At 63.8% G+C, this 20,412-nt stretch carries 17 protein-coding genes; 2 read left to right on the top strand and 15 right to left on the bottom strand.

The window, feature by feature from the left end; genetic code table 11:
- Positions 1-79 precede the first annotated feature (79 nt).
- The 3 genes from NYQ83_RS16340 to NYQ83_RS16330 form a co-directional block, all read right to left on the bottom strand.
- Positions 80-745 carry an O-methyltransferase gene (locus tag NYQ83_RS16340; RefSeq protein WP_261215887.1) on the bottom strand — a complete coding sequence of 222 codons (666 nt, stop codon included), beginning with the start codon at positions 743-745 and terminating at the stop codon, positions 80-82.
- A 78-nt stretch (positions 746-823) separates the two neighbouring features.
- Entirely contained in the window at positions 824-1,711 is an 888-nt protein-coding gene (locus NYQ83_RS16335) for a bifunctional helix-turn-helix domain-containing protein/methylated-DNA--[protein]-cysteine S-methyltransferase (protein WP_261216225.1), read from the bottom strand.
- Positions 1,712-1,791: 80 nt separating this feature from the next.
- The gene (locus NYQ83_RS16330; RefSeq protein WP_261215886.1) at positions 1,792-2,325 is read right to left on the bottom strand and encodes a DUF2244 domain-containing protein; all 534 of its coding nucleotides are present in this window, start codon (positions 2,323-2,325) and stop codon (positions 1,792-1,794) included.
- Positions 2,326-2,347: 22 nt separating this feature from the next.
- On the opposite strand from NYQ83_RS16330, the gene nth reads away from it, so the two are divergent.
- Complete coding sequence (gene nth, locus NYQ83_RS16325; RefSeq protein ID WP_261215884.1) at positions 2,348-3,061, top strand: endonuclease III; 714 nt, start codon at positions 2,348-2,350, stop codon at positions 3,059-3,061.
- A 165-nt stretch (positions 3,062-3,226) separates the two neighbouring features.
- On the opposite strand, the gene cysK is transcribed toward nth, so the two are convergent.
- From cysK to dut, 7 genes are all read right to left on the bottom strand, one after another.
- Positions 3,227-4,219 (bottom strand): cysteine synthase A, encoded by a 993-nt coding sequence (cysK, locus tag NYQ83_RS16320; protein WP_261215882.1) that lies wholly within the window; start codon positions 4,217-4,219, stop codon positions 3,227-3,229.
- 205 nt (positions 4,220-4,424) lie between these two features.
- Positions 4,425-4,883: a hypothetical protein gene (locus tag NYQ83_RS16315; RefSeq protein ID WP_128290338.1), complete on the bottom strand. Its 459-nt coding sequence runs from the start codon at positions 4,881-4,883 to the stop codon at positions 4,425-4,427.
- A gap of 135 nt (positions 4,884-5,018) precedes the next feature.
- Complete coding sequence (locus tag NYQ83_RS16310; protein WP_261215880.1) at positions 5,019-6,344, bottom strand: alpha-amylase family glycosyl hydrolase; 1,326 nt, start codon at positions 6,342-6,344, stop codon at positions 5,019-5,021.
- Between the two features lie 198 nt (positions 6,345-6,542).
- Positions 6,543-7,565: a glycine betaine/L-proline ABC transporter substrate-binding protein ProX gene (gene proX / locus NYQ83_RS16305; RefSeq protein WP_261215878.1), complete on the bottom strand. Its 1,023-nt coding sequence runs from the start codon at positions 7,563-7,565 to the stop codon at positions 6,543-6,545.
- 76 nt (positions 7,566-7,641) lie between these two features.
- Positions 7,642-8,844, bottom strand: coding sequence for a glycine betaine/L-proline ABC transporter permease ProW (proW, locus tag NYQ83_RS16300; protein WP_261215876.1), 1,203 nt, complete (start codon positions 8,842-8,844; stop codon positions 7,642-7,644).
- Positions 8,837-10,042, bottom strand: coding sequence for a glycine betaine/L-proline ABC transporter ATP-binding protein ProV (gene proV, locus NYQ83_RS16295; RefSeq protein ID WP_261215874.1), 1,206 nt, complete (start codon positions 10,040-10,042; stop codon positions 8,837-8,839). Before proV ends, proW begins: the two co-directional genes overlap by 8 nt.
- A 234-nt stretch (positions 10,043-10,276) precedes the next feature.
- A complete protein-coding gene (gene dut, locus NYQ83_RS16290) occupies positions 10,277-10,750 on the bottom strand; it encodes a dUTP diphosphatase (RefSeq protein ID WP_261215872.1) in 474 nt (157 codons plus the stop codon).
- A 230-nt stretch (positions 10,751-10,980) separates the two neighbouring features.
- Between dut and NYQ83_RS16285 the strand changes: the two genes are divergently transcribed.
- Positions 10,981-11,868, top strand: a complete 888-nt coding sequence (locus NYQ83_RS16285) for an MBL fold metallo-hydrolase (protein WP_261215870.1) — start codon at positions 10,981-10,983, stop codon at positions 11,866-11,868.
- Positions 11,869-11,911: 43 nt separating this feature from the next.
- Here the strand turns inward: NYQ83_RS16285 and NYQ83_RS16280 are convergent, their stop codons facing one another.
- The 5 genes from NYQ83_RS16280 to glgX form a co-directional block, all read right to left on the bottom strand.
- Positions 11,912-13,543 (bottom strand): alpha-D-glucose phosphate-specific phosphoglucomutase, encoded by a 1,632-nt coding sequence (locus NYQ83_RS16280; RefSeq protein ID WP_261215869.1) that lies wholly within the window; start codon positions 13,541-13,543, stop codon positions 11,912-11,914.
- Positions 13,540-15,015: a glycogen synthase GlgA gene (glgA, locus tag NYQ83_RS16275; RefSeq protein ID WP_261215868.1), complete on the bottom strand. Its 1,476-nt coding sequence runs from the start codon at positions 15,013-15,015 to the stop codon at positions 13,540-13,542. Before glgA ends, NYQ83_RS16280 begins: the two co-directional genes overlap by 4 nt.
- An 8-nt stretch (positions 15,016-15,023) precedes the next feature.
- Positions 15,024-16,304, bottom strand: coding sequence for a glucose-1-phosphate adenylyltransferase (gene glgC / locus NYQ83_RS16270; RefSeq protein ID WP_128290347.1), 1,281 nt, complete (start codon positions 16,302-16,304; stop codon positions 15,024-15,026).
- A 142-nt stretch (positions 16,305-16,446) separates the two neighbouring features.
- Complete coding sequence (gene malQ / locus NYQ83_RS16265) at positions 16,447-18,279, bottom strand: 4-alpha-glucanotransferase (RefSeq protein ID WP_261215867.1); 1,833 nt, start codon at positions 18,277-18,279, stop codon at positions 16,447-16,449.
- 40 nt (positions 18,280-18,319) lie between these two features.
- Positions 18,320-20,395 carry a glycogen debranching protein GlgX gene (gene glgX, locus NYQ83_RS16260; RefSeq protein ID WP_261215866.1) on the bottom strand — a complete coding sequence of 692 codons (2,076 nt, stop codon included), beginning with the start codon at positions 20,393-20,395 and terminating at the stop codon, positions 18,320-18,322.
- Positions 20,396-20,412 lie beyond the last annotated feature (17 nt).

The following is a 20,412-nucleotide window of genomic DNA, read 5'->3' as shown; positions in this document are numbered from 1 at the left end:
CGCCTCGCTTCGTCAAGGGCGGCGCGACCGGCGCCATCTTCCGGCAAACCTCTGATCCACCTGCCGAAGCGCCAGCCCGTCAGGCAACGACGGCGAGAACGAAGCCGTCCCAACCCTTGGCGCCGACGGTCTGGATCGCCGTCGCCGAGAGCCGCGGCTCATCACCGATCATCTCCAGGAAGCGGCGCGTGCCGACGACACCCGGCTCGGAGGATTGCGGGTCTCTCACCTTCCCGTCCCGCACGACATTGTCGCCGAGGATGACGGTGCCGGACCGCGAAAGCTTCAGCGCCCATTCCAGATAGGCCGGGTTGTTCGGCTTATCCGCGTCGATGAAGATGAAATCGAAGGGGCCTTCTCCCTCCTCGACGAGGCCAGGCAGGGTCTCGAGCGCGGGGGCGACACGGATCTCGACCTTCTCCGCCAGCCCTGCCCGGGTGATGTTGGCGCGCGCCACCGCCGCATGCTCTTCCGCCGCTTCGAGGCTTACGAGACGGCCATCGTCCGGAAGGGCGCGGGCCAGCCAGATGGTCGAATAGCCGCCGAGCGTGCCGATCTCCAAAATGCGTTTCGCTCCCGCCATGCGGGCGAGAAGGTGAAGGAGTTTGCCCTGGGCCGGGGAGACATCGATCGCCGGGAGGCCGGCCGCCTCGTTGGCTGCGAGCGCCGCCTGAAGCGCGTCATCGGACCCTACGACGGTCGCTTCGAGATAGCTGTCGACCGCCTGCCATTCCTTTGTCGTCATCGTCGTCTCCCGCTCGGCCCTCAGACTATGCTGGCGGGCTGTCCCGAGGTCCAGCCTGAGCGAGACCTGCGGGCGGCTTCAATCCTTCGTGAGGAGCCCCGATTCCCAGCCGAGCATGGCGCGCTTGCGGGTGATGCCCCAATGGTAGCCGGTGAGCGCGCCCTTTGCCCCGACGACGCGATGACAGGGCACAACGAAAGAAATCGGATTGCGGCCAACAGCGGCACCGACGGCACGGGCCGCCTTCGGCCGTTCGAGCTTTTTCGCCAAAGCGCCGTAGCTCGTCGCCGCGCCCACGGGAATTTTGAGGAGGTTTTCCCAGACGCGCACCTCGAAGTCGGAGCCGATGAAGACGACGCGCAGAGGCTCCTCGGCTCGCCAGGCCGAGGGTTCGAAGACGCGCTCGGCATAGCGCGCCGTCGCGTCCGGGGCATGGCGATAGCGGGCCTGCGGAAACCGCCCCGTCATTTCGGCAAGTGTCGCCTCTTCCTCGCCCGGATCGGCGAATGCGAGGCCGGCGAGGCCGTAATCCGTCACCAAAAGCAGAGCCTTGCCGAAGGGCGAGGCGTGGAACCCATAGGCGATCTCCAGCCCCTCGCCACGGCTCTTATATGCACCCGGCGTCATGGCATGGTGGGTGACGAAGAGATCGTGCAGGCGCCCAGGACCCGAAAGGCCGAGCTCGTAGCTCGTGTCGAGAAGATTGGCGGATTGATCGAGAAGCCGCTTGGCGTGATCGAGGGTGACCGCCTGCAGAAACCCCTTCGGCGACAGGCCGCACCAGCGCGTGAACAGCTTGTGCAGGCGCGTCGGGCTCATGCCGACCTCGGCGGCGATCTCCTCGAGTTCCGGCTGGTCCCGGTAATTCCGGCTGAGATAGGCGATCACCGCGCAGACGATTGCGTAGTCGGTCTCGGGGTTCGTCGGGTCGCGGTTCGTCATGGAAGAAGCAAGGGGGCTGTGCATGGTCATAGCGGTCCTCCAGGCTGTACGATGACCGCGCTTCGACGCCGCTGCCACCCGTTTCTTGCGCACCGGGCGGTGGACTAGCCCGCCTCCACCATGGTTTCGGCGAAGGCAGGCGGACGTCTGACAGCATGGAGCGCGTCGCGCAGCGCATCGGCAAGGCTCGCCCGGTCGTCGGGATTGAGGAATTCACCGATTGTCACATTCTCGCCCCGGCTGACGAGGTGAAGGCGCACCACGCCTTCGTCTTCGAGCTCGCGCACCTCCAGCCGGCTCCAATAGGGATCGAGCCTCAACTCGCGCGCCCGCCCGTTCGGGGCGACCTTGCGGATGAGGAGATCTCTGCGGCTCACGGTCACGTCCTCGAAGGCCCGGCCGGAGCGGTAACTGAGCGCGAAGGCGCACCACAGGATCAGGAAGTCGAGGCCGAAAAAGGCGCCGATCGGCCAGGCTCCGAGACGCCAGAACAACAGGCTGGACAGAAAACAGGTCGCGCCGAAGACCGCCATGACCGCAACGAAGCCCCGCGGGCCCAGCGAACGGTGCGGCGTCAACGTGGCCGAAAAGATCTCCGCGTCGCCGGACGTGGCGACAGGCGCGTTGCTCTCATTCATTTGGAATGATTATAGGGAGAAGATGGGCAAAAACACGAGTGTCAAAAGGAAGAAAGCGGCGCCCGCCGCCTCCCTCCTCTCCAAAGACGAGATCGTCACCTTGTTCTCGCGGCTGAAGGCGGAGCGGCCGGAGCCGACGAGCGAGCTCGTGCACACCGACCCCTACACGCTGCTCGTCGCTGTGGTTTTGTCGGCGCAGGCGACGGATGCCGGCGTCAACAAGGCGACCAAAGAGCTCTTCCGCGTCGCCCCGACACCGGACAAGATGGTGGCGCTCGGCGAGGAGGCCGTGCGCGAGCACATCAAGACGATCGGGCTTTACCGCAACAAGGCGAAGAACGTCGTGGCGCTGTCGCAGCAGCTCATCGACGAATATCAGGGCGAAGTGCCGCCGAGCCGGGAAGCCCTGGAAAAGCTGCCGGGCGTCGGGCGCAAGACCGCCAATGTCGTCATGAACGTCGCCTTCGGCGAAAAGACCATCGCCGTCGACACGCATATTTTTCGGGTGTCCAACCGGACGGGGCTCGCGCCCGGCAAGGATCCGCTCGCCGTGGAGCTGATGCTCGAAAAAGTCGTGCCCGACGATTTCAAGCTCCACGCCCATCACTGGCTGATCCTGCACGGGCGCTATGTCTGCGTGGCGCGCAAACCGAAATGCCCCGATTGCGTCATCGCCGATCTCTGCCGTTACGGGGCGAAGACGGAGCCGGCCGGATTGGTGCTGGACAAGGGATAAGCGGTCCGATGTGACCGCGCGGCTCTTTCCTTCGTTTCTGAAAGGGGGAAGGCCGGCACCTGTCACCCACCCCCCGACGAAAAAGCAGCCAATGAAAAAGGCGGCCCGAAGGCCGCCTTTCCCGGAGAATATGGTCGAAGCCTGTGTTGGCGTCGATCCTGTCTCTTACTCACCGAGACCTTCGAAAAGCGGCGTCGACAGATAGCGCTCGGCGAAGGAGGGGATGATTACGACGATGTTCTTGCCCGCAAATTCCGGCCGCTGACCGAGCTTCACGGCAGCCGACAGGGCCGCGCCTGAGGAAATGCCTACCGGCACGCCTTCAAGCTGCGCCACGAGGCGGGCATATTCGAAGGACTCGTCATTGGTCGCCGGAATGATCTCGTCATAGATCGAGGTGTCGAGCACCTTCGGGGCAAAACCTGCGCCGATGCCCTGGATTTTGTGCGGGCCGGGAGTGCCGCCGGCCAGAACCGGGCTGTCGGCCGGCTCGACCGCAACAATGCGGATATCGGGCTTGCGCTCCTTCAGCACCTGGCCGGTGCCGGTGATGGTGCCGCCCGTGCCGATACCAGCCACGAGGGCATCGATCGCGCCGCCCGTATCGTTCCAGATCTCCTCGGCCGTCGTCTTGCGGTGGATCTCCGGATTGGCCGGATTGTCGAACTGTTGCGGCATGACGGAATTCGGCGTCTGCTCGAGAAGCTCCTCCGCCTTGGCGATGGCGCCCTTCATGCCCTTCGGGCCTTCGGTAAGGACGAGCTCGGCGCCCAAGAGCGCCACCATCTTGCGACGCTCGATCGACATCGTCTCGGGCATAACGAGGATCAGCTTGTAGCCCTTGGCGGCCGCTGCGAAGGCGAGCGCGATGCCGGTGTTGCCGGATGTCGGCTCAATCAGTGTCGTCTCGCCGGGCTTTGCCTTGCCCTCGCGCTCCAGCGCATCCAGCATGGCCACGCCGATGCGATCCTTCACCGAGGCGATCGGGTTGAAGAATTCGAGCTTCGCCAGAAGATTGGCCTGAACGCCCTTCTCCTTGGCGAGCTTGTCGAGGCGTACGATGGGCGTGTCGCCGATCGTCTCAGTAATCGAATTGTAGATGCGACCACGACCCGGCTTGCGGGCAGTGACGTCGCGCTGAAGCGCCTGATCGTTCATGGCGTCCTCCATCGAAAATTTCGGAAATCTCTAGGCCAACAACCTAGGCCCCGCCGCTGTTCCCGGCGAGGTGCAGCTCCGCAATTCGGACCGCTGCAAAAGAACGCCATTTCAGAAACACACCCGCGGGGAGCACCAGATTCCATTTCGGCAAAGCACACATGCGTACTGAAGTTTCAGGGCGCCGGCGTCCCGCGACGATGCCTTATCGGCGGCGGCGCTCGATCATGTCGGTGGCAAGCGCCGTCGCCACGCCGAAGATGATATGCATGCCGAAGCGCTTGCCGGCCTGACCCTCGGGAGCGCGAAAGCGGCCATGGGCGATGCCGACCGCACGGCCGAGGCCCGCCGAGGTCACGACATGCAGGAGCGCACCGAAACCCGCCCCGAGAAGCGCCGGTGAGACCGTCGGAAAGCGCTCACGCACAACCGAATAGGCCTGACCGAAGCCCGCGGCGGCGAGGAGATGGTTGCCCTGGGCCGATGCCCAGACACGCGCATCGTGCCGGCGCGAGAGGGCCTGCGAGGGCCGATCGAAAAGCGCCTCCTCCTCTTCAGGAAGCGCGATGTCGGCCAATCCGCTTTGACGGCCGGCCGCGATCACGGCGGTCACGATTGCGCCGCCGATGAGGCCGCCCAACATGGCATTGATGGTGCTGGTCAAGGGCTGCTCCTTTTCTTCCGCCTCATGGTTGTCGATACCAACTGCCGGGCGGCCCAAAAGGATGCACGAGGGGCTTCCGGGCAAGAAAGGCCGGGCTCCCAGCGTCGTGTTTCCTCCCGGGTGAGGCGTGGCGGGTCAGCAGCCGAACACTGCAAAGCCATGCGCCGGCACCACGGCGACACGGTCCGTGCCGTCACCTTCGAGGGTCGCCTCGCCCGCAAGCAGCTCACGCGCGGTCGGGACTGGCAGGCGGGCGGGCGCCTCCTGCAGATTGAGGGCGACGAGAATCTTCTCTCCCTCCGCGGCGCTCTCATAAACGAGGGCCTCGTTTTCGAGGTGGTGCACCGTGACCCGCGCGCCGTGCAGCCAGGCATGGCGCCGGCGAAGGCCGATCAGCGCCTGATGCAAGCGGAAGATCGGCGCCCCGAGCTTCGACAGCTCAGCAGGACCGTCGGGAAACGCCGGGCGGATCGCATCATCGCCGCCGATCCGATCTTCTTTGATGCCGCGGAAGGCCTGTTCGTCGCCATAATAGACGAAGGGCGTGCCAGGCAGGGTGAAAAGGAGCACCACGGCATGCGGCAGATGACGCTCGTCGGTCAGCTTGGAGGCGATGCGTGTCACGTCGTGATTGCCGAGGAAGGTGACGGGCACGAAATCGTCCAAGAGCGCATCATTGCGCTCCAAGGCCCAGGCCAGCTCGAAGAAATTGCGGTCGTTGAGGGCGCTCCATAAGGCCTTCCACAATTCGTACTGGGTGAGCGAATCAAAGCCCGATTCCCGGACGATGGCCGGGTAGTCGCCGTGAATGACCTCGCCGAAGATGAAAGCGTTCGGGTGCTTTTGACGAAGTCCGGGCAGGATCTTTGCCCAGAACGCCGGCGGCACCGCATAGGCCGCATCCAGGCGCCAGCCATCGGCGCCGCGCGCCAGCCAATGATCCATGACCGAGGCGACGTATTCTGCCACCGCCGGCTCGTCGTGATTGAGTGAGACGAGCTGATCGTGGCCTTCGAAATTCTCGTATTGCGGTTCGCGCCCCGGCTGCCAGTCCTGCGGCCATGTCAGGCGAAACCAGGCTGCCTTGTCGCTTTGCGGACCGTGCTCAATCACATCGCGGAAGAACGGGTGGTCACGGCCGACATGGTTGAACACGCCGTCGAGAATGATCTTGAGGCCGCGGGCATGAGCCTCGTGGACCAGGCGATCGAAGTCGTCCTCGTCGCCGAGGCGGCGGTCGACGGCAAAATAATCGAGCGTGTCGTAGCCGTGCGTGGCCGACTGAAAAATCGGCCCCAGCGCAAGTGCCGACGCGCCGAGCTCCACGGCATAGTCGAGGTAGGTCTCGAGCCGCGGAAGGCGGTGCGCCACCGGCGCCGCGCGATCATTCTCCGCCTCTGCGCCCGCAAAACCCAGCGGATAAACATGCCAGGCAATGGCGTGTCTCACCCAATCGACCATGCGTCGCCCCCTTTTCGCTTCAGCCTGTCGTCGTGCCACCGCAAAGAGCGCGGTCCCGAGATTTGACCACCCCTCCGCGGTCGAAAGAACCCGCACGCGACCCAAGAAAGTGGCCAAAGAAAAAGGCCGGCTCGCTCGGAGCCGGCCTTCCAGAATTCTTGGATGCGGCAACGCGGCCGCATCCCGGTGGGCTGTCGCTTACTCGGCCGCGGCGCGAGCCTGGTCCAGCCAATCGTTCCACTCTTCCTGGTGGCCCTTGATCCAGGCATCAGCGTGACGCTCGATGTCTTCCTCGGAATCCTGGCCGTCGCGCATCAGAAGGTTCTCAGCGGAAATGTCGTTCGCCGAGATCTCCATGACAGAGAAGAGCTTCGCAGCCGCCGGGTTGGCTTCCGCAAATTCGCGGTTGGCAGCGATCTTCTGCTCGTTGGCCTGGAAGCCGTAGTTGGAGCCGTCCGGCAGCGAGGTGTCGACGTCCTTGCGCTCACCCGGAAGCGAGGAGAACGGCACGTTCAGCCAGACCACGTCCTTGCCCGGAACGAGCACGCCAGACACCCAGTAAGGCGTCCAGGTGTAATAGAGGACCGGCTCGCCCTGCTTGTAGCGGGTGATCGTGTCGGCGATGATCGCGGAATAGGAGCCCTGGTTGTGGGTGACCGTGTCGCGCAGGTCGAACGCGTCGAGCTGATGCTCGATCACCTTCTCGCAGCCCCAGCCCGGGGTGCAGCCGGTGAGGTCGGCCTTGCCGTCGCCGTCATGGTCGAAGATCTTGGCGATCTCCGGATCCTTGAGCTGGCCGAGATTGGTGATGTTGTGCTCTTCGGCCGTCTTCTTGTCGATCAGATAACCCTGCAGCGCACCCGGCGAGAAAACGCCTTCGCGGTAGATCTTATCCTTGCCGCCGGCTTCCTCGAAGAAATCCTTGTGCAGCGGATCCCAGCTGTCGGCCATGAAGGTGCCGTCGCCATTGGCGAGCGCCACATAGGCCGTCGCATATTCCAGCTCCTTGATCGGCTGGACATCGTAGCCCAGCTCTTCAAGCGCCTTGTTGACGAGAACGGTCTGGAACGTCTCCTCCGCGATGGAGGATTTGAGCGGAATCACTTCCACGCCTTCGCCCGGCTTGTCCTGGGCAAGCGCAGAGCCCGCTGCGAGTGCGGCCGTGAGGCCGGCAGCAGCCGCAAGCCCGCGCAAGGCTTTCGGTGTCATCGGGTAGTTCATGATGTGATCTCCCTTCGGGGTTTTCATCGTGGCCGCGGGACGGCCGTTCTGCAGGTCCGGCTGGGTGCCGCCGGGCCTACGCTTCTTTGGGGTCGGTCTTCGCATCCCGCGACGCGGCAGAGCCACGTCCGGTGAGGCGGCGCACCAATCCAACAGGACCGGTTTCGTACCATGCGACATTGCCGCGGTCCCGCTTGGTGATACCGAGCGACTGTGTCATCCGATCGATGATGATTGCCAAAAGCACGATGCCGATGCCGCCGACGGTGGCAAGGCCCATGTCGAGCCGGCCGATGCCGCGCAGAACCATCTGACCGAGGCCGCCGACCGCGATCATCGACGCGATCACCACCATCGACAGCGCCAACATCAGCGTCTGGTTCACGCCGGCCATGATCGTCGGCATGGCGATCGGCAGCTGCACCTTGTAGAGGAGCTGCCGCTTCGATGAGCCGAAGCTCTTCGCCGCCTCGATCAGATCGCCCGGAACCTGGCGGATGCCGAGATTGGTGAGGCGGATCAGAGGCGGCAGCGCGAAGATGATCGTCACGATGACGCCAGGCACGTTGCCGATACCGAAAAGCATCACGATCGGCACGAGATACACGAAGGCTGGCGTCGTCTGCATGGCATCGAGGATCGGACGGATGATCTGAGCAGCGCGATCGTTGCGCGCCAGGAAGATGCCAGTCGGCAACCCGATCAGAATGCAGAAGAAGACGGATGTGAAGACCAGCGCCAGCGTCACCATGCTCTGATCCCAGGCGCCGATCGCGCCAATGAAGGTCAGAGCGATCACCGCGCCGATACCGAGCCGTGGTCCTGCCGCCTGCCAGGCGAGCAGACCGAGGAGGACGATCATAATGACCGCCGGCACGCCGAGAAGCGCGCTTTGAATGGCCGACAGCACCCAGTCGATCGGCAGGCGAACGGCCTGGAAGATCGGGCGGAAATTGGCGACCACCCAGTCGAGGAGGTGCTCAACCCAGTCTTCGATCGGAATGATCGCCCGATCGAACGGATGCATGATATCGAAATGGTGCTGCGGCGGGGGGGCCGCCTGGCTCAACCAATCCGGGGTCGAAGAGCCCGCCCCGGCTGGAACGCCGGCATCGGTGCCGCCGCTCGCGCCCCAGGGATTGGCCGCACCGGTGGCCGCATCGGCGCCCCCGGAGGCGGCTCCGTCTGGTGTCTGTGCAACAGCGTCGGCGCCGGAAGAGGCCGCGCTGTCAGCACCGCTTTGGGCCGACGAGGCCCATGGATTGCTGGTCTCAGGCATCTTGCGCGGTCTCCCTGTCCAAGGCTTGCAGAAGCAGCGCCTTTGAGACGACGCCGAGATAGCGCCCTTCGTCGTCGACCACCGGCAGGCCGCAGGGCGCGGCCGCAACGGCGCCGATGATCTCTCCGATCCGCGTATCCGCCTTCAAAGGCTCGATATCGGGGAGGAAGGCATTCCGCAGTTCGGGCTTTCCCGATTTCACCTGCTCTTCGAGCGAGGCCGCGGAAACGACACCGTGGAAGTGCTTGCGGCGATCGAGGACATAGGCGTAGTCGCGGTCGGCCTTGCCGATACGCTGCAGAATGCTGCGGATCTGGCCGTCGCGCTCCACCGTCGTCACCTGTTCCCGCACGGCCACGTCGCCGGCGGTGAGGACGTTCGACACGTTCACGCCGCGGAAGAAGGAGGCGACGTAATCATCGGCCGGATTGTTCAAGATCTCATCAGGTGTACCAACCTGCACGACGCGGCCGCCTTCCATGATGGCGATGCGATCACCGATGCGCATGGCCTCGTCGAGATCGTGAGAGATGAAGATGACTGTGCGCTTCTGCTCTTCCTGCAAAGTCACCAGCTCATCCTGCATCTCGGTGCGGATCAATGGATCAAGGGCAGAAAACGCCTCATCCATCAGAAGGATGGACGGATCGACAGCAAGCGCGCGCGCCAGACCGACGCGCTGCTGCATGCCGCCAGAGAGTTCGTTGGGGTAGCTGTCGCCGCGGGCCTCGAGCCCGACCTGGGCGAGCGCGGCGCGGGCTCTTTCCTCACGCTGGGCCAGTGGCACGCCGGCGAGCTCCAGCCCGAAGGCGGCGTTCTGCACCACAGTGAGATGTGGCAGCAGTGCGAAGGATTGGAACACCATGCTGATGTGCTTGCGACGGAAATGCATGAGCTCCTTGTCGGACATAGCCGCAATGTCGGAGCCCTTGACGATGATCTCGCCAGCGGATGGATCGATCAGCCGGTTCAACATGCGCACGAGCGTCGATTTGCCGGAGCCGGAAAGCCCCATCACGACAAAGATTTCGCCCTCGTGAACCGTAAAACTGGCGTCGCAGACGCCGACCGTCATCCCCGTCTTCTCGTAAATCCCGTCTTTATCGAGCCCCTCGCGGTAGAGGGAGATCGCCTTTGCGGGGTCGTCGCCGAAAACCTTAAAAAGATTTTTGACAACAAGCGTCTCGCTTTCGCTCAAGTCGCTTGGTCCTTTGCGATTTCAACTAAAAGAGGATTGGGTAGCAGGACAGGTATGGCCGAGGGGCTAGCGAGTCAACAGTTAGCTGCCATCTTTCCGCCTCAATGGAGCCAAGATCGGCGGCTTCCCGGGGCTGTGCGCCGCCTCGAAGAGTGGCGCACAAATTGCGCATCCGGGAACAATTTTCGTCTCGTGAAACGAGTGCGCGCGGTCTTTTGAATCGATGCGGCGAGGTCAGCCCGTCGAGCCGAAACCGCCCTCACCCCGCTCGCTAAGGCCCGAAAACTCTGCCACTTCCTGCAAACGCGGGGTCAGGACCGGCACGAAAAGCATCTGCGCGATGCGCTCTCCGGGCTCGATCAGAATTGCCTTCCCCGAGGCGTTGCGGTTCCAGGCGCTGATCATGATCGGACCGTGATAGTCCGCGTCGATCAGCCCCACACCATTGCCGAGAACAAGGCCCCGTTTATGCCCGGCCCCGGAGCGCGGCAGGATCAGAGCCGCAATGTGGGGATTGGCAATCGAAAGAGCGAAGCCCGCCGGAATGAGCACCGCGGGCGCTCCTGCATCGAGTGCGAGAGGCGCTTCGAGGCACGCCCTGAGATCGACGCCGGCCGCCATTGCGGAATGCGCGAGCGGCAGGCCCCAATCCCGGAGACGTTCATCCAGGATCTTGATTTCAACGCGGGGCGACGCATCGACGCTCATCAGCATTCTTCCTCATCACAGCCGGACATGGCTCATCAAATCCGGACAGGGCTCACCGAGGCCGGACAGGACGCCGGCGCGTCTGGCGGTAGGCGCTCTTCGCAGACAGGTCCGGTTGCACGGCGTTGCAGGAAGGGTCCCGCGGGTCAAGGGAGCAGACGCCGGACATCACATTTGCAATTTTCTGAATGTGATCCATGTGGTGGGCGTCAGAAACAAGAGAGGATACGATGCGCCATTCCGCAAAGCCCGCCGTCACCGCTTTTTTCGATAAGCGAACCTTTTCCGTGCAGTATGTCGTGGCAGATCCCGCAACGAAACGCTGTGCGATCATCGACCCGGTGCTCGATTACGATGAAAAATCCGGGGCAACCGCCACCTTCAACGCCGACCAGATCCTCGCTTTTATCGAACGGGAAGGCCTCGTCGCGGAATGGATCCTCGACACGCATCCACATGCCGACCATCTCTCGGCCGCCCATTACCTGCAGGAAACGACCAGCGCTCCCCGCGCCATCGGTGCGCACGTCACCGACGTGCAGAAGCTCTGGAAGGACCTCTACAATTGGCCGGATTTTCCGGCTGACGGGAGGCAGTGGGATCGGCTCTTCGCCGACGGCGACGATTTCCGCATCGGCGAGATCGAAGGCCGCGTCATGTTCTCGCCGGGCCACACGCTTGCCTCTGTCACCTACGTGATCGGCGATGCGGCCTTTGTCCACGATACGCTGTTCCAGCCGGATTTCGGCACGGCGCGGGCGGATTTTCCGGGCGCCGATGCCGCGACGCTTTGGACCTCGATCCAAGAGATCCTGAAGCTTCCCGAGGGGACGCGCCTCTTCACCGGCCACGATTACATGCCGGACGGGCGCGAGCCGCAATGGGAATCGACAGTCGGCGAACAGAAGGCGAAGAACAAGCATCTGCAGCAGGCGCAGACGCAGGCCACCTATGTGGAACTGCGCAACAAACGCGACAAAAGCCTGCCGATGCCGAAGCTGATCCTGCACGCGCTGCAGATCAATATGAACGGCGGGCGCCTGCCGGAGCCGGAGGCAAATGGCCGGCGCTATCTCAAGATTCCACTCAATACGCTCGAAGGCGCGGCCTGGGATTAGAGCTTCAGGCCGCGCTTTCCTCCTCACAAAAAGGCGTCACCACTCAGGTGATGACGTCGGGCTCGGTGCGGCCGGTGTGCTTTTCGATGCCGGCCACCTCGCCTGCCGCCGCGATGATCTCGGCGAGCGCCTGCTGCGGTTCCTGAGTGTGATCGCCGCCCGCCGGCTCGAAGCGCTCCAGGTAGACACGCAAGGTCGCACCCTCCGTGCCGGTGCCCGACAGCCGGAAGACGGCGCGGCCGCCGCCCTCGAAGAGGATGCGAAGCCCCTGATGCTCGGCGAGGGAGCCATCGATCGGGTCATGATAGGCGAATTCGTCGGCGCCTTCGATGGTGAGGGAGCCGGCTGTCTCACCCTTGAGAGAGCCGAGGCGCGCCGTCAGCTCCGACATCAGCGTTTCCGCACGCTCCGTCTCGATCGCCTCATAATCGTGGCGCGTATAGTAATTGCGCCCGAAGCGCGCCCAATGCTCGCGCACGATCTCGGGAATCGACTGACGGCGGACGGCGAGGATGTTGAGCCACAGAAGCACCGCCCACAGCCCGTCCTTCTCGCGCACATGGTCGGAACCGGCCCCAGCACTTTCCTCGCCGCACATGGTGATTTTTCCGGCGTCGAGAAGGTTGCCGAAGAATTTCCAGCCGGTCGGCGTCTCGTAGAGGGAAATGCCGAGCTCTTCGGCCACGCGGTCGAGGGCGCGGCTCGTCGGCATGGAGCGCGCAACGCCGGCAAGGCCACGCTTGTAGCCGGGCGCGAGATGCGCATTGGCGGCAAGGACCGCTATGGAATCGGACGGCGAGACCGGCAGGCCGGGGCCGAGAACGAGATTGCGGTCGCCGTCGCCATCGGAGGCCGCGCCCATATCGGGCGCCTCCGGCGCGGCCATGAGGTCGAAAAGCGCCTTGGCGTGGACGGGGTTCGGATCGGGGTGCAGGCCACCGAAATCCGGCAGCGGCTCGCCGTTGCGCACCGTTCCCACAGCCGCCCCCAGACGACCTTCCAGGATCGCCTTCGCATAGGGGCCGGTCGCGGCATGCATCGCATCGTAGGCGAGGCGGAAGCCGGAGGCGAAGAGACCCGAGATCGCATCGAAATCGAAGAGCTCTTCCATGAGGGCGGCATAATCCGTGACCGGATCGATCACTTCGATCACGAGGCCGTCATGCTCGACCGTCGCCACTTTGGAGAGGTCGATCTCGTCGAGATCGGCAATCTTGTAAGAGGAAAGCGTCTGCGTCACCTTATAGATCGCGGAGGTGACGTTTTCGGGGGCCGGCCCGCCATTGGCGAGATTGTATTTGAGACCGAAATCGCCGTGCTCGCCACCGGGATTGTGGCTGGCGGAGAAGATGAAGCCGCCCGTCGCCTGGCGCTTGCGAATGACGCAGGAAGCGGCCGGGGTCGACAGAAGCCCGTTCTGGCCGATGATGAGATGCTTCGCGCCCGCGGCGGCAAGCATCCGCACGAGCGTCTTGATCGCCTGACGATTGCCGAAGCGGCCGTCGCCGCCGATCACCATCGTGGCGCCTTCGACACCGCCGATGCCTTCGATGATCGCAGCGATGTAGTTTTCGAGATAGCCGGGCTCCAAAAAGGCCGCGGTCTTCTTCCTGAGGCCCGACGTGCCGGGCTTCTGTCCGGCGATCGGCTTTGTCGACACGGTCTCAATGTTCACCTTGTCTCTCCCATCTTCTTCTGGCGCGCGTCTTTGAGCATGCGCCGGTAGAGGTTTCTGTAGAGCCGGGCCGAGGCGGACCAGCCGAAATCGGATTGCATCGCGGCGCGCCGGGCAACACGCCAGGCCTTTCGGTCGGCCCACAGATCGAAGGCACGGTCGAGCGTATGGCGCAGCCCTTCAGGGGTTACCGGCGCGAATTGAAAGCCGGTCGCCGTTCCCGCCTGCACCGCAGCGGCATTGGCATCGATGATCGTGTCGGCGAGCCCGCCGGTGCGCGCAACGATCGGCAAAGTGCCGTAGCGCAGGCCGTAGAGCTGGGTCAGGCCGCAGGGCTCGTAGCGCGAGGGGATGACGATCGCATCCGCGCCCGCCTGCAGGAGATGCGACAGCGGTTCATTGTAGCCGATGACGGTCGCGACGCGGCCCGGATTGTTGAACGCCGCCTCGCGGAAGCCCGCTTCCAGATGCGCCTCACCGCTGCCCAGAACGGCAAGCTGCCCGCCCCGCCATAAGAGCTGGGGCAGATTTTCTAAAAGAAGGTCCATGCCCTTTTGCTGAGTCAGGCGACTGACGACGCAAAGGAGCGGCGCGTTCGGATCATTTTCAAGGCCGAGACGCTCCTGCAGCGCCTCCTTGTTGCGCGCCTTGCCCGCCGACTTCTCGGCCGAATAGGGCGCCGCGATCAACGGATCGTTCGCCGGATCCCAGACGCCGGCGTCGATGCCGTTCAAGATCCCGCACATATCCGCCTGGCGGTGGCGGATGAGGCCGTCGAGGCCCCAGCCAAATTCGGGACTTTCGAGCTCGCGCGCATAGGTCGGGCTCACCGTCGAGACCTTGCTCGACATGGCAATGCCTGCCTTCAGGAAGGAGATCTGGCCCCAGAATTCGGTCAGGTCGCGGTGGTAATAGCGCCCCGGCAGACCGAGGCGCGTGATCTCGGCCGCGGGAAAGACGCCCTGGAAGGCGATGTTGTGAATGGTGAAGAGGGTCGGCAGATCGATCTCATCCGCAGAGAGATAGGCCGGCACGAGGCCGGCCTGCCAATCGTGGATATGCAGAAGCTGCGGTCGCCATCGACCGACGCCGCGGGCCGCGATATCGGCGGCGACGCGCGACAAGGCCGCAAAGCGCAGATGATTGTCCGGCCAGTCGTGCCCATTTGGCCCGACATAGGGATTGCCGACGCGGGCAAAAAAGGCCGGCACGTCGAGCGCCCAGACCTTGAGCCCCTCTTCCGTCGTCGCGGCGAGAAGGCGGCCGTCCTGGCCGAGAACCTTCCCGCCCGGCAAGGGAAGCGCTTCCGCTTCTTTGAGCCTTTCGCAAACTTCCGGGTAAGCCGGCAGCAGAACGCGGGCATCGACACCTTCGCCGGCAAGCGCGAGCGGCAAGGCGCCGATGACATCGGCGAGCCCCCCGGTCTTGACCAGCGGATAGCATTCGGAGGCGACGAAAAGGACTTTGTTCACGGCGACAACTATGCCTCGGAATCGAGGCGGTCGAGCATCCGCTGCGTGATCAGACATATGCCACTTTCCGTGCGGCGGAAGCGGCGCGCATCTTCTTCCGGGTCTTCGCCGACGACGAGGCCGCGCGGAATGACGACACCGCGGTCGACGACGACGTTGGTGAGGCGAGCATGCCGGTTGATCGTGGTGTGCGGCAGAACCACAGTGCGGCAAAGCTCGCTGTAGGAATGGGCGTGAACGCCGGTGAACAGGAGCGATTTGTCGATGCGCGCACCCGACAGGATGCAGCCGCCGGAAACCAGCGAACTCACGGCCGAGCCGCGGCGCCCCTCTTCGTCATGCACGAACTTCGCCGGCGGCGTGACCTCGCTGTAAGTCCAGATCGGCCAGTTGTGATCGTAAAGGTCGAGGCCGGGGACGAAATCCGTGAGATCGATATTGGCTTCCCAGAAGGCATCGATGGTGCCGACGTCGCGCCAATAGGGTTCGGGCTCCGCGCCCGACATGACGCAGGATTCGGCGAATCGATGCGCCACCGCGCCGCCTTCCTTGACGATCCGGGGAATGATGTCGCGGCCGAAATCGTGACTTGAGTCCGGATCGTCGGCGTCGCGGCGCAAATGCTCGAACAACACCTTCGTGTGGAAAACGTAGATGCCCATGGAGGCGAGCGCGAGGTCCGGGTTGTCGGGCATGGCGGGAGGATCGGACGGCTTTTCGACGAAATCCACGATGCGGTTGCCGGCGTCGACATGCATGACGCCGAAGCCCGTCGCTTCCATGCGCGGCACGGCGATGCAACCGACGGTAACCTCAGCACCGCTGTCGACATGCTGCGCCAGCATGATCTCATAATCCATCTTGTAGACGTGATCGCCCGCAAGAATGATGATCAGTTCCGGCCCATAGTCTTCGACGATATCGATATTCTGCGTCACCGCATCGGCGGTGCCGACATACCATTTGTCTTCCGCCACACGCTGTGAGGCGGGCAAGAGATCAAAGGTCTCGTTGCGCTCGGGCCGAAAGAAATTCCAGCCCCGGTTGAGATGCCGGATAAGGCTGTGGGCCTTGTATTGAGTCGCAACCGCGATGCGCTTGATGCCGGAATTCAAGGCATTCGACAGCGCGAAATCGATGATTCGACTCTTACCGCCGAAATAGACGGCGGGCTTCGCTCGATTGTCCGTCAGCTCCATCAGACGGCTGCCCCGGCCCCCCGCCAGGACAAAAGCCATCGTGCGCCGGGCCAAGCGGCCGCCCAGCGCATCCGGATCGATTCTGCTCATTGAAAATCTCCCCCGCCGAACCATCCCCCGCCGGCGCGCGGGCACACCATGGGCCGAACGCAAGCGAGGCTCAAGGGCGAGACCGCGTTCTGCGTGAACGTCTTACGGCTGCACATCGGGTTCCCGCCAGGACATCACCGCATCACGGCTGCGGCCTTTCTTCGCGGAGCGCTTCGATGGTGCGCCGATAGAGTTCACTGGCGCGCAATTCGTCGAGATCGAGGCGAAGACGCCGACGCCAATTCGGGTGTTCGTCCATGGTCCCCGGCACGTTCGGCTGGTCGCGCGCTCCGGCGAGATCGTCGAGGGAGACGGCAAGAAGGCGTGAGGGGCTTCGCGCCAAAAGCCTGGAGATTTGCACGGCGGCCTCGCCTGCGGAACCTTCCGCATCGTCGGCGTCGATCTCGCCAAGCCCGTTCTCGGCAAGAAGCCGCGCCACCGCCCGACGGTCGCCCGCCCGCTGCTGCCTTTCATTGTCCGCCTGATCCGGGCGCAGGAGATCCAGCCCCAGGCGCACGTCGATGTCATGCCCGGTCCACCAGCCACGGAGGCTCGGCGTATCGTGGGTGGTGACACAGGCAAGCGCAGCCGGCGGATATTCCTGCGGTCCCCGGAAACGGCTCTCCGCGCGCTCGAACAGGAATACCTTGTAGGCATGGAGCGCCGTATCGCGCATCACTTCGCGGAAACCGTCCGGCACCACGCCCAGATCCTCACCGATGACAAGGCTCTCATAAGCCTGCGAAACTTCGGCGAGAACGGCGAGCATCGCCTTCAGCGGATAGCGCATATAGGCGCCCTTCGCAGGGCCTAGTCCCTGCGGGATCCAGAACTGACGGTAGAGCCCCATCGCATGGTCGATGCGGATCGCGCCAGCATGGCACATCATGCTGTCGAGCAGCGCCCGGAAGGGTTCGAGATCGTCGTCCAGGAGCCCGGCGGGCGAGAGCGGCGCCAGCCCCCAATCCTGGCCATTGGCGTTGAAATAGTCCGGCGGCGCTCCGACCGTGATGCCGTTCACAGTGGTGCGGGTGTCGGTCCAGGTGGCCGAGCCGTCGGGGGCGACACCCACGGCGAGATCGAGGTAAAGCCCGATCCGCATCCCCGCGCGCCGCGCCCGCCGCTGCGCCTCGGCCAGCTGCGCGTCGGCGGTGAATTGCAGCCACATCTGAAAGAGCACGGCATCGCTGTTTTCTTCCGCGTAGCCGCGAGAGGCAGCACTCTCCGGGCTGTGAAACTCGTCACTCCAGACATGCCAGCCGCCAGGCGTCGGTGAGGCGAGCCCCCCGAGCGACAGGGCCTCGAACAAGGCATGGTCGTAGAGCGCCTGGCCTCCACGCTCGCGAAACCGCGCGAAATCCTGATCGACCAGGATCCGCTCGCGCTCGCGGTTGAAGATCCGCCACAACGCTGAGAGCTTGTGGCGCGTCACGCCCGGATAATCGACGAGCGTCGCGGCACGCGCCTCATTAAGCCAGCTTTGCGGCGGTCGGTCCTCCTGCGTGAAGCCCGGCACGTCGTCGACTGCGATATAGAGCGGGTTCAAAAAGCGCCGGCTCGAAGGATAAAACGGGCTCACCCGCTCCGGCAGAGCCAGAAAGAGAGCATGCAGCGGATTGACGCCCAAAAAGTCGGCGCCATCGGCAGCGAGCATTTCGGCAAGCCGTGCGAGATCCTCAAAATCGCCCATGCCCCAGTTGCGAGCCGTGCGCAGCCCATAAAGCTGGCAGGCGACGCCCCAGCAGCGACCGTCTTCGAGAAAGCCGGGCACGAAGCAGGTCTTTTCCGGCGCCTCGAGCCCCCCGAGAGCCGGCCGCAGGCTTGGCCGTTCGCCGGTTTCCGCGGCGTCGATACCAAGCGCGGTCAGGATCGCCTCTTTGGTGTCGTCGCCCGCGAAGACTTCTTCACCGGACAGTGCCCAATAGCGTGTCTCGATCCCGAGGGCGTCGGCCAGCCTGTCGAGAGTGTCACTCATTCCTTCGCCCTTTCGCCGAGGTCAGCCCCGGTCTCTTTGGTCAGCCCTCAAGAAGAATCATCGAGCGCGCCGTCATCGTCACCTCCGCGCCAGGTGCAAATTCCGCGCCGCCAACTTCGCCGTGAACCGTTTCAAGCCGCCTCTGCCACATCTCGACGCCCTTGGCCTCCGGCAGCCGGAAGCTCAAATCGTTCGGCGCCGCGTTTATGATAATCAACACGCAGCTCGTGCCTTCGTCGCACAGCATCAGGCCGATGCATTTGCGCAAACCATCCTGCCAATCCTCCGCAGACATGAAGCCGCCCTCGGGCTTCAGCCACTGCACGTTGGGGATGTCGCGGCCGGGAACCTCCTCGCCGTGCAGAAAGCGGGTCTGGCGCAGCAGCGGATGGGCCTTGCGGAAGGCGATCGCGGCCGCGGTGAAATCCCGCAAGGCAAGATCGCGTTCGGGCAGCTCGGCCCATTTCATCCAGCTCGTTTCATTGTCCTGGCAATAGGCGTTGTTGTTGCCGTTCTGCGTACGCCCCTGCTCGTCGCCCATGACGATCATCGGCGTTCCCTGGGACAGGAGAAGCGTCAGAAGGAAGTTGCGGCGCTGCTGATCGCGCAGCTGCAGGACGGCGGGATCATCCGTCGGACCTTCGACGCCGCAATTCCAGCTGCGGTTGTCGTCGTGCCCGTCGCGGCTGTCCTCGCCGTTCTCCTCGTTGTGCTTGTCGTTGTAGGAGACGAGGTCGTTCAGCGTGAAACCGTCATGCGCGGTGATCAGGTTGATGCTCGCCCACGGCTTGCGGCCACGATGTTCGAAGAGGTCGGCAAAGCCGAGAAGACTGCGTGCGAGATCGGGCAGCATGCCGTCGTCGCCCTTCCAGAAGGACCGCACCACATCGCGGTAGGCGCCGTTCCATTCCGTCCAGCCTGGAGGAAAATTGCCGAGCTGATAGCCGCCCGGCCCGATATCCCAGGGCTCTGCGATCAGCTTGGTGCGCGACAGGACCGGATCCTGGCGGATGGCATCGAAGAAGGCCGCATCGTTGTGGAAAGTGTCACGGTCGCGCCCGAGCGCCGTCGCGAGATCGAAGCGGAAGCCATCGACATGGCATTCCTCAACCCAATAGCGCAACGAGTCCGTCACCATCTGCAGAACACGCGGATGGCGCAGATTGAGCGTGTTGCCGGTGCCAGTCGTGTCGAAATAATAGCGAGGATCGTCGCCCAGAATGTAATAGCTGGCATTGTCGATGCCGCGGAACGACAAGGTCGGGCCGAGCCGGTTGCCTTCGGCGGTGTGGTTGTAGACCACATCGAGGATCACCTCGATATTCGCCTCGTGCAGCTTGCGCACCATGGTCTTGAATTCATGGATGCTGGCGCCTGGCGAGATGAAGCGGGGTGCCGGGGCGAAGAAGGCCGCAGTGTTATAGCCCCAATAGTTCGACAGGCCTTTGCGCACCAGGAATTCGTCATCGAAGAAGGCCTGAACAGGCATCAGCTCGATCGCGGTGACGCCGAGCTTGACCAGGTGATCGATGACGTCGGGATCGGTGAGCCCCGCAAACGTGCCGCGCACCGGTCCCGGAATCTCCGGATGCAGGGCCGTCATGCCGCCGACATGGGCTTCATAGATGATGGTGTCGGACCAGGGCGTCTTCGGCGCCACGTCCGCGCCCCAGGTCACAGCCGGGTCGATGACCACGCATTTCGGCATCGAACGCGCCGAATCACGCCGATCGAAGGAAAGATCCTCCCGCGACGAGGACACACGATAGCCGAAACAGGCTTCATGCCAGCGCAACTCGCCATAGAGCGCCTTGGCGTAGGGGTCGATCAGAAGCTTGTGCGGATTGAAGCGATGGCCGGCCTTCGGCTCGTACGGCCCGTAGACTCGGTAGCCGTAAAGCTGGCCCGGACGAAGGTCCGGAAAATAGCCGTGCCAGACCTCATGCGTGTGTTCGGGCAGAGGGATACGTTCGAGCTCGCGTCGTCCTTGCCGGTCAAACAGGCACAGCTCGACCTTTTCGGCATGCGCCGAAAAGAGGGCAAAATTGACGCCAGAGCCGTCCCAGGTCGCCCCCAATGGATGGGGCGTACCGGGCCTCACGCGAAGCCGCGACATGCATTGATCCTTCTAAA

The sequence above is a fragment of the Afifella sp. JA880 genome, from assembly GCF_025379905.1.
GTDB classification, from domain to species: Bacteria; Pseudomonadota; Alphaproteobacteria; order Rhizobiales; family Afifellaceae; genus Afifella; species Afifella aestuarii.
Note: the sequence above shows the minus strand (reverse complement) of the source record. Positions and strands in the feature narration are given on the sequence as shown.

What these genes read in the sequence shown, in the direction of transcription:
- NYQ83_RS16340 (WP_261215887.1), bottom strand. Translation starts at nt 745, where the DNA reads ATGACGACAAAGGAATGGCAGGCGGTCGACAGCTATCTCGAAGCGACC.
- NYQ83_RS16335 (WP_261216225.1), bottom strand. Translation starts at nt 1,711, where the DNA reads ATGCACAGCCCCCTTGCTTCTTCCATGACGAACCGCGACCCGACGAAC.
- NYQ83_RS16330 (WP_261215886.1), bottom strand. Translation starts at nt 2,325, where the DNA reads ATGAATGAGAGCAACGCGCCTGTCGCCACGTCCGGCGACGCGGAGATC.
- nth (WP_261215884.1), top strand. Translation starts at nt 2,348, where the DNA reads ATGGGCAAAAACACGAGTGTCAAAAGGAAGAAAGCGGCGCCCGCCGCC.
- cysK (WP_261215882.1), bottom strand. Translation starts at nt 4,219, where the DNA reads ATGAACGATCAGGCGCTTCAGCGCGACGTCACTGCCCGCAAGCCGGGT.
- NYQ83_RS16310 (WP_261215880.1), bottom strand. Translation starts at nt 6,344, where the DNA reads ATGGTCGATTGGGTGAGACACGCCATTGCCTGGCATGTTTATCCGCTG.
- proX (WP_261215878.1), bottom strand. Translation starts at nt 7,565, where the DNA reads ATGAACTACCCGATGACACCGAAAGCCTTGCGCGGGCTTGCGGCTGCT.
- proW (WP_261215876.1), bottom strand. Translation starts at nt 8,844, where the DNA reads ATGCCTGAGACCAGCAATCCATGGGCCTCGTCGGCCCAAAGCGGTGCT.
- dut (WP_261215872.1), bottom strand. Translation starts at nt 10,750, where the DNA reads ATGAGCGTCGATGCGTCGCCCCGCGTTGAAATCAAGATCCTGGATGAA.
- NYQ83_RS16285 (WP_261215870.1), top strand. Translation starts at nt 10,981, where the DNA reads ATGCGCCATTCCGCAAAGCCCGCCGTCACCGCTTTTTTCGATAAGCGA.
- glgC (WP_128290347.1), bottom strand. Translation starts at nt 16,304, where the DNA reads ATGAGCAGAATCGATCCGGATGCGCTGGGCGGCCGCTTGGCCCGGCGC.
- malQ (WP_261215867.1), bottom strand. Translation starts at nt 18,279, where the DNA reads ATGAGTGACACTCTCGACAGGCTGGCCGACGCCCTCGGGATCGAGACA.
- glgX (WP_261215866.1), bottom strand. Translation starts at nt 20,395, where the DNA reads ATGTCGCGGCTTCGCGTGAGGCCCGGTACGCCCCATCCATTGGGGGCG.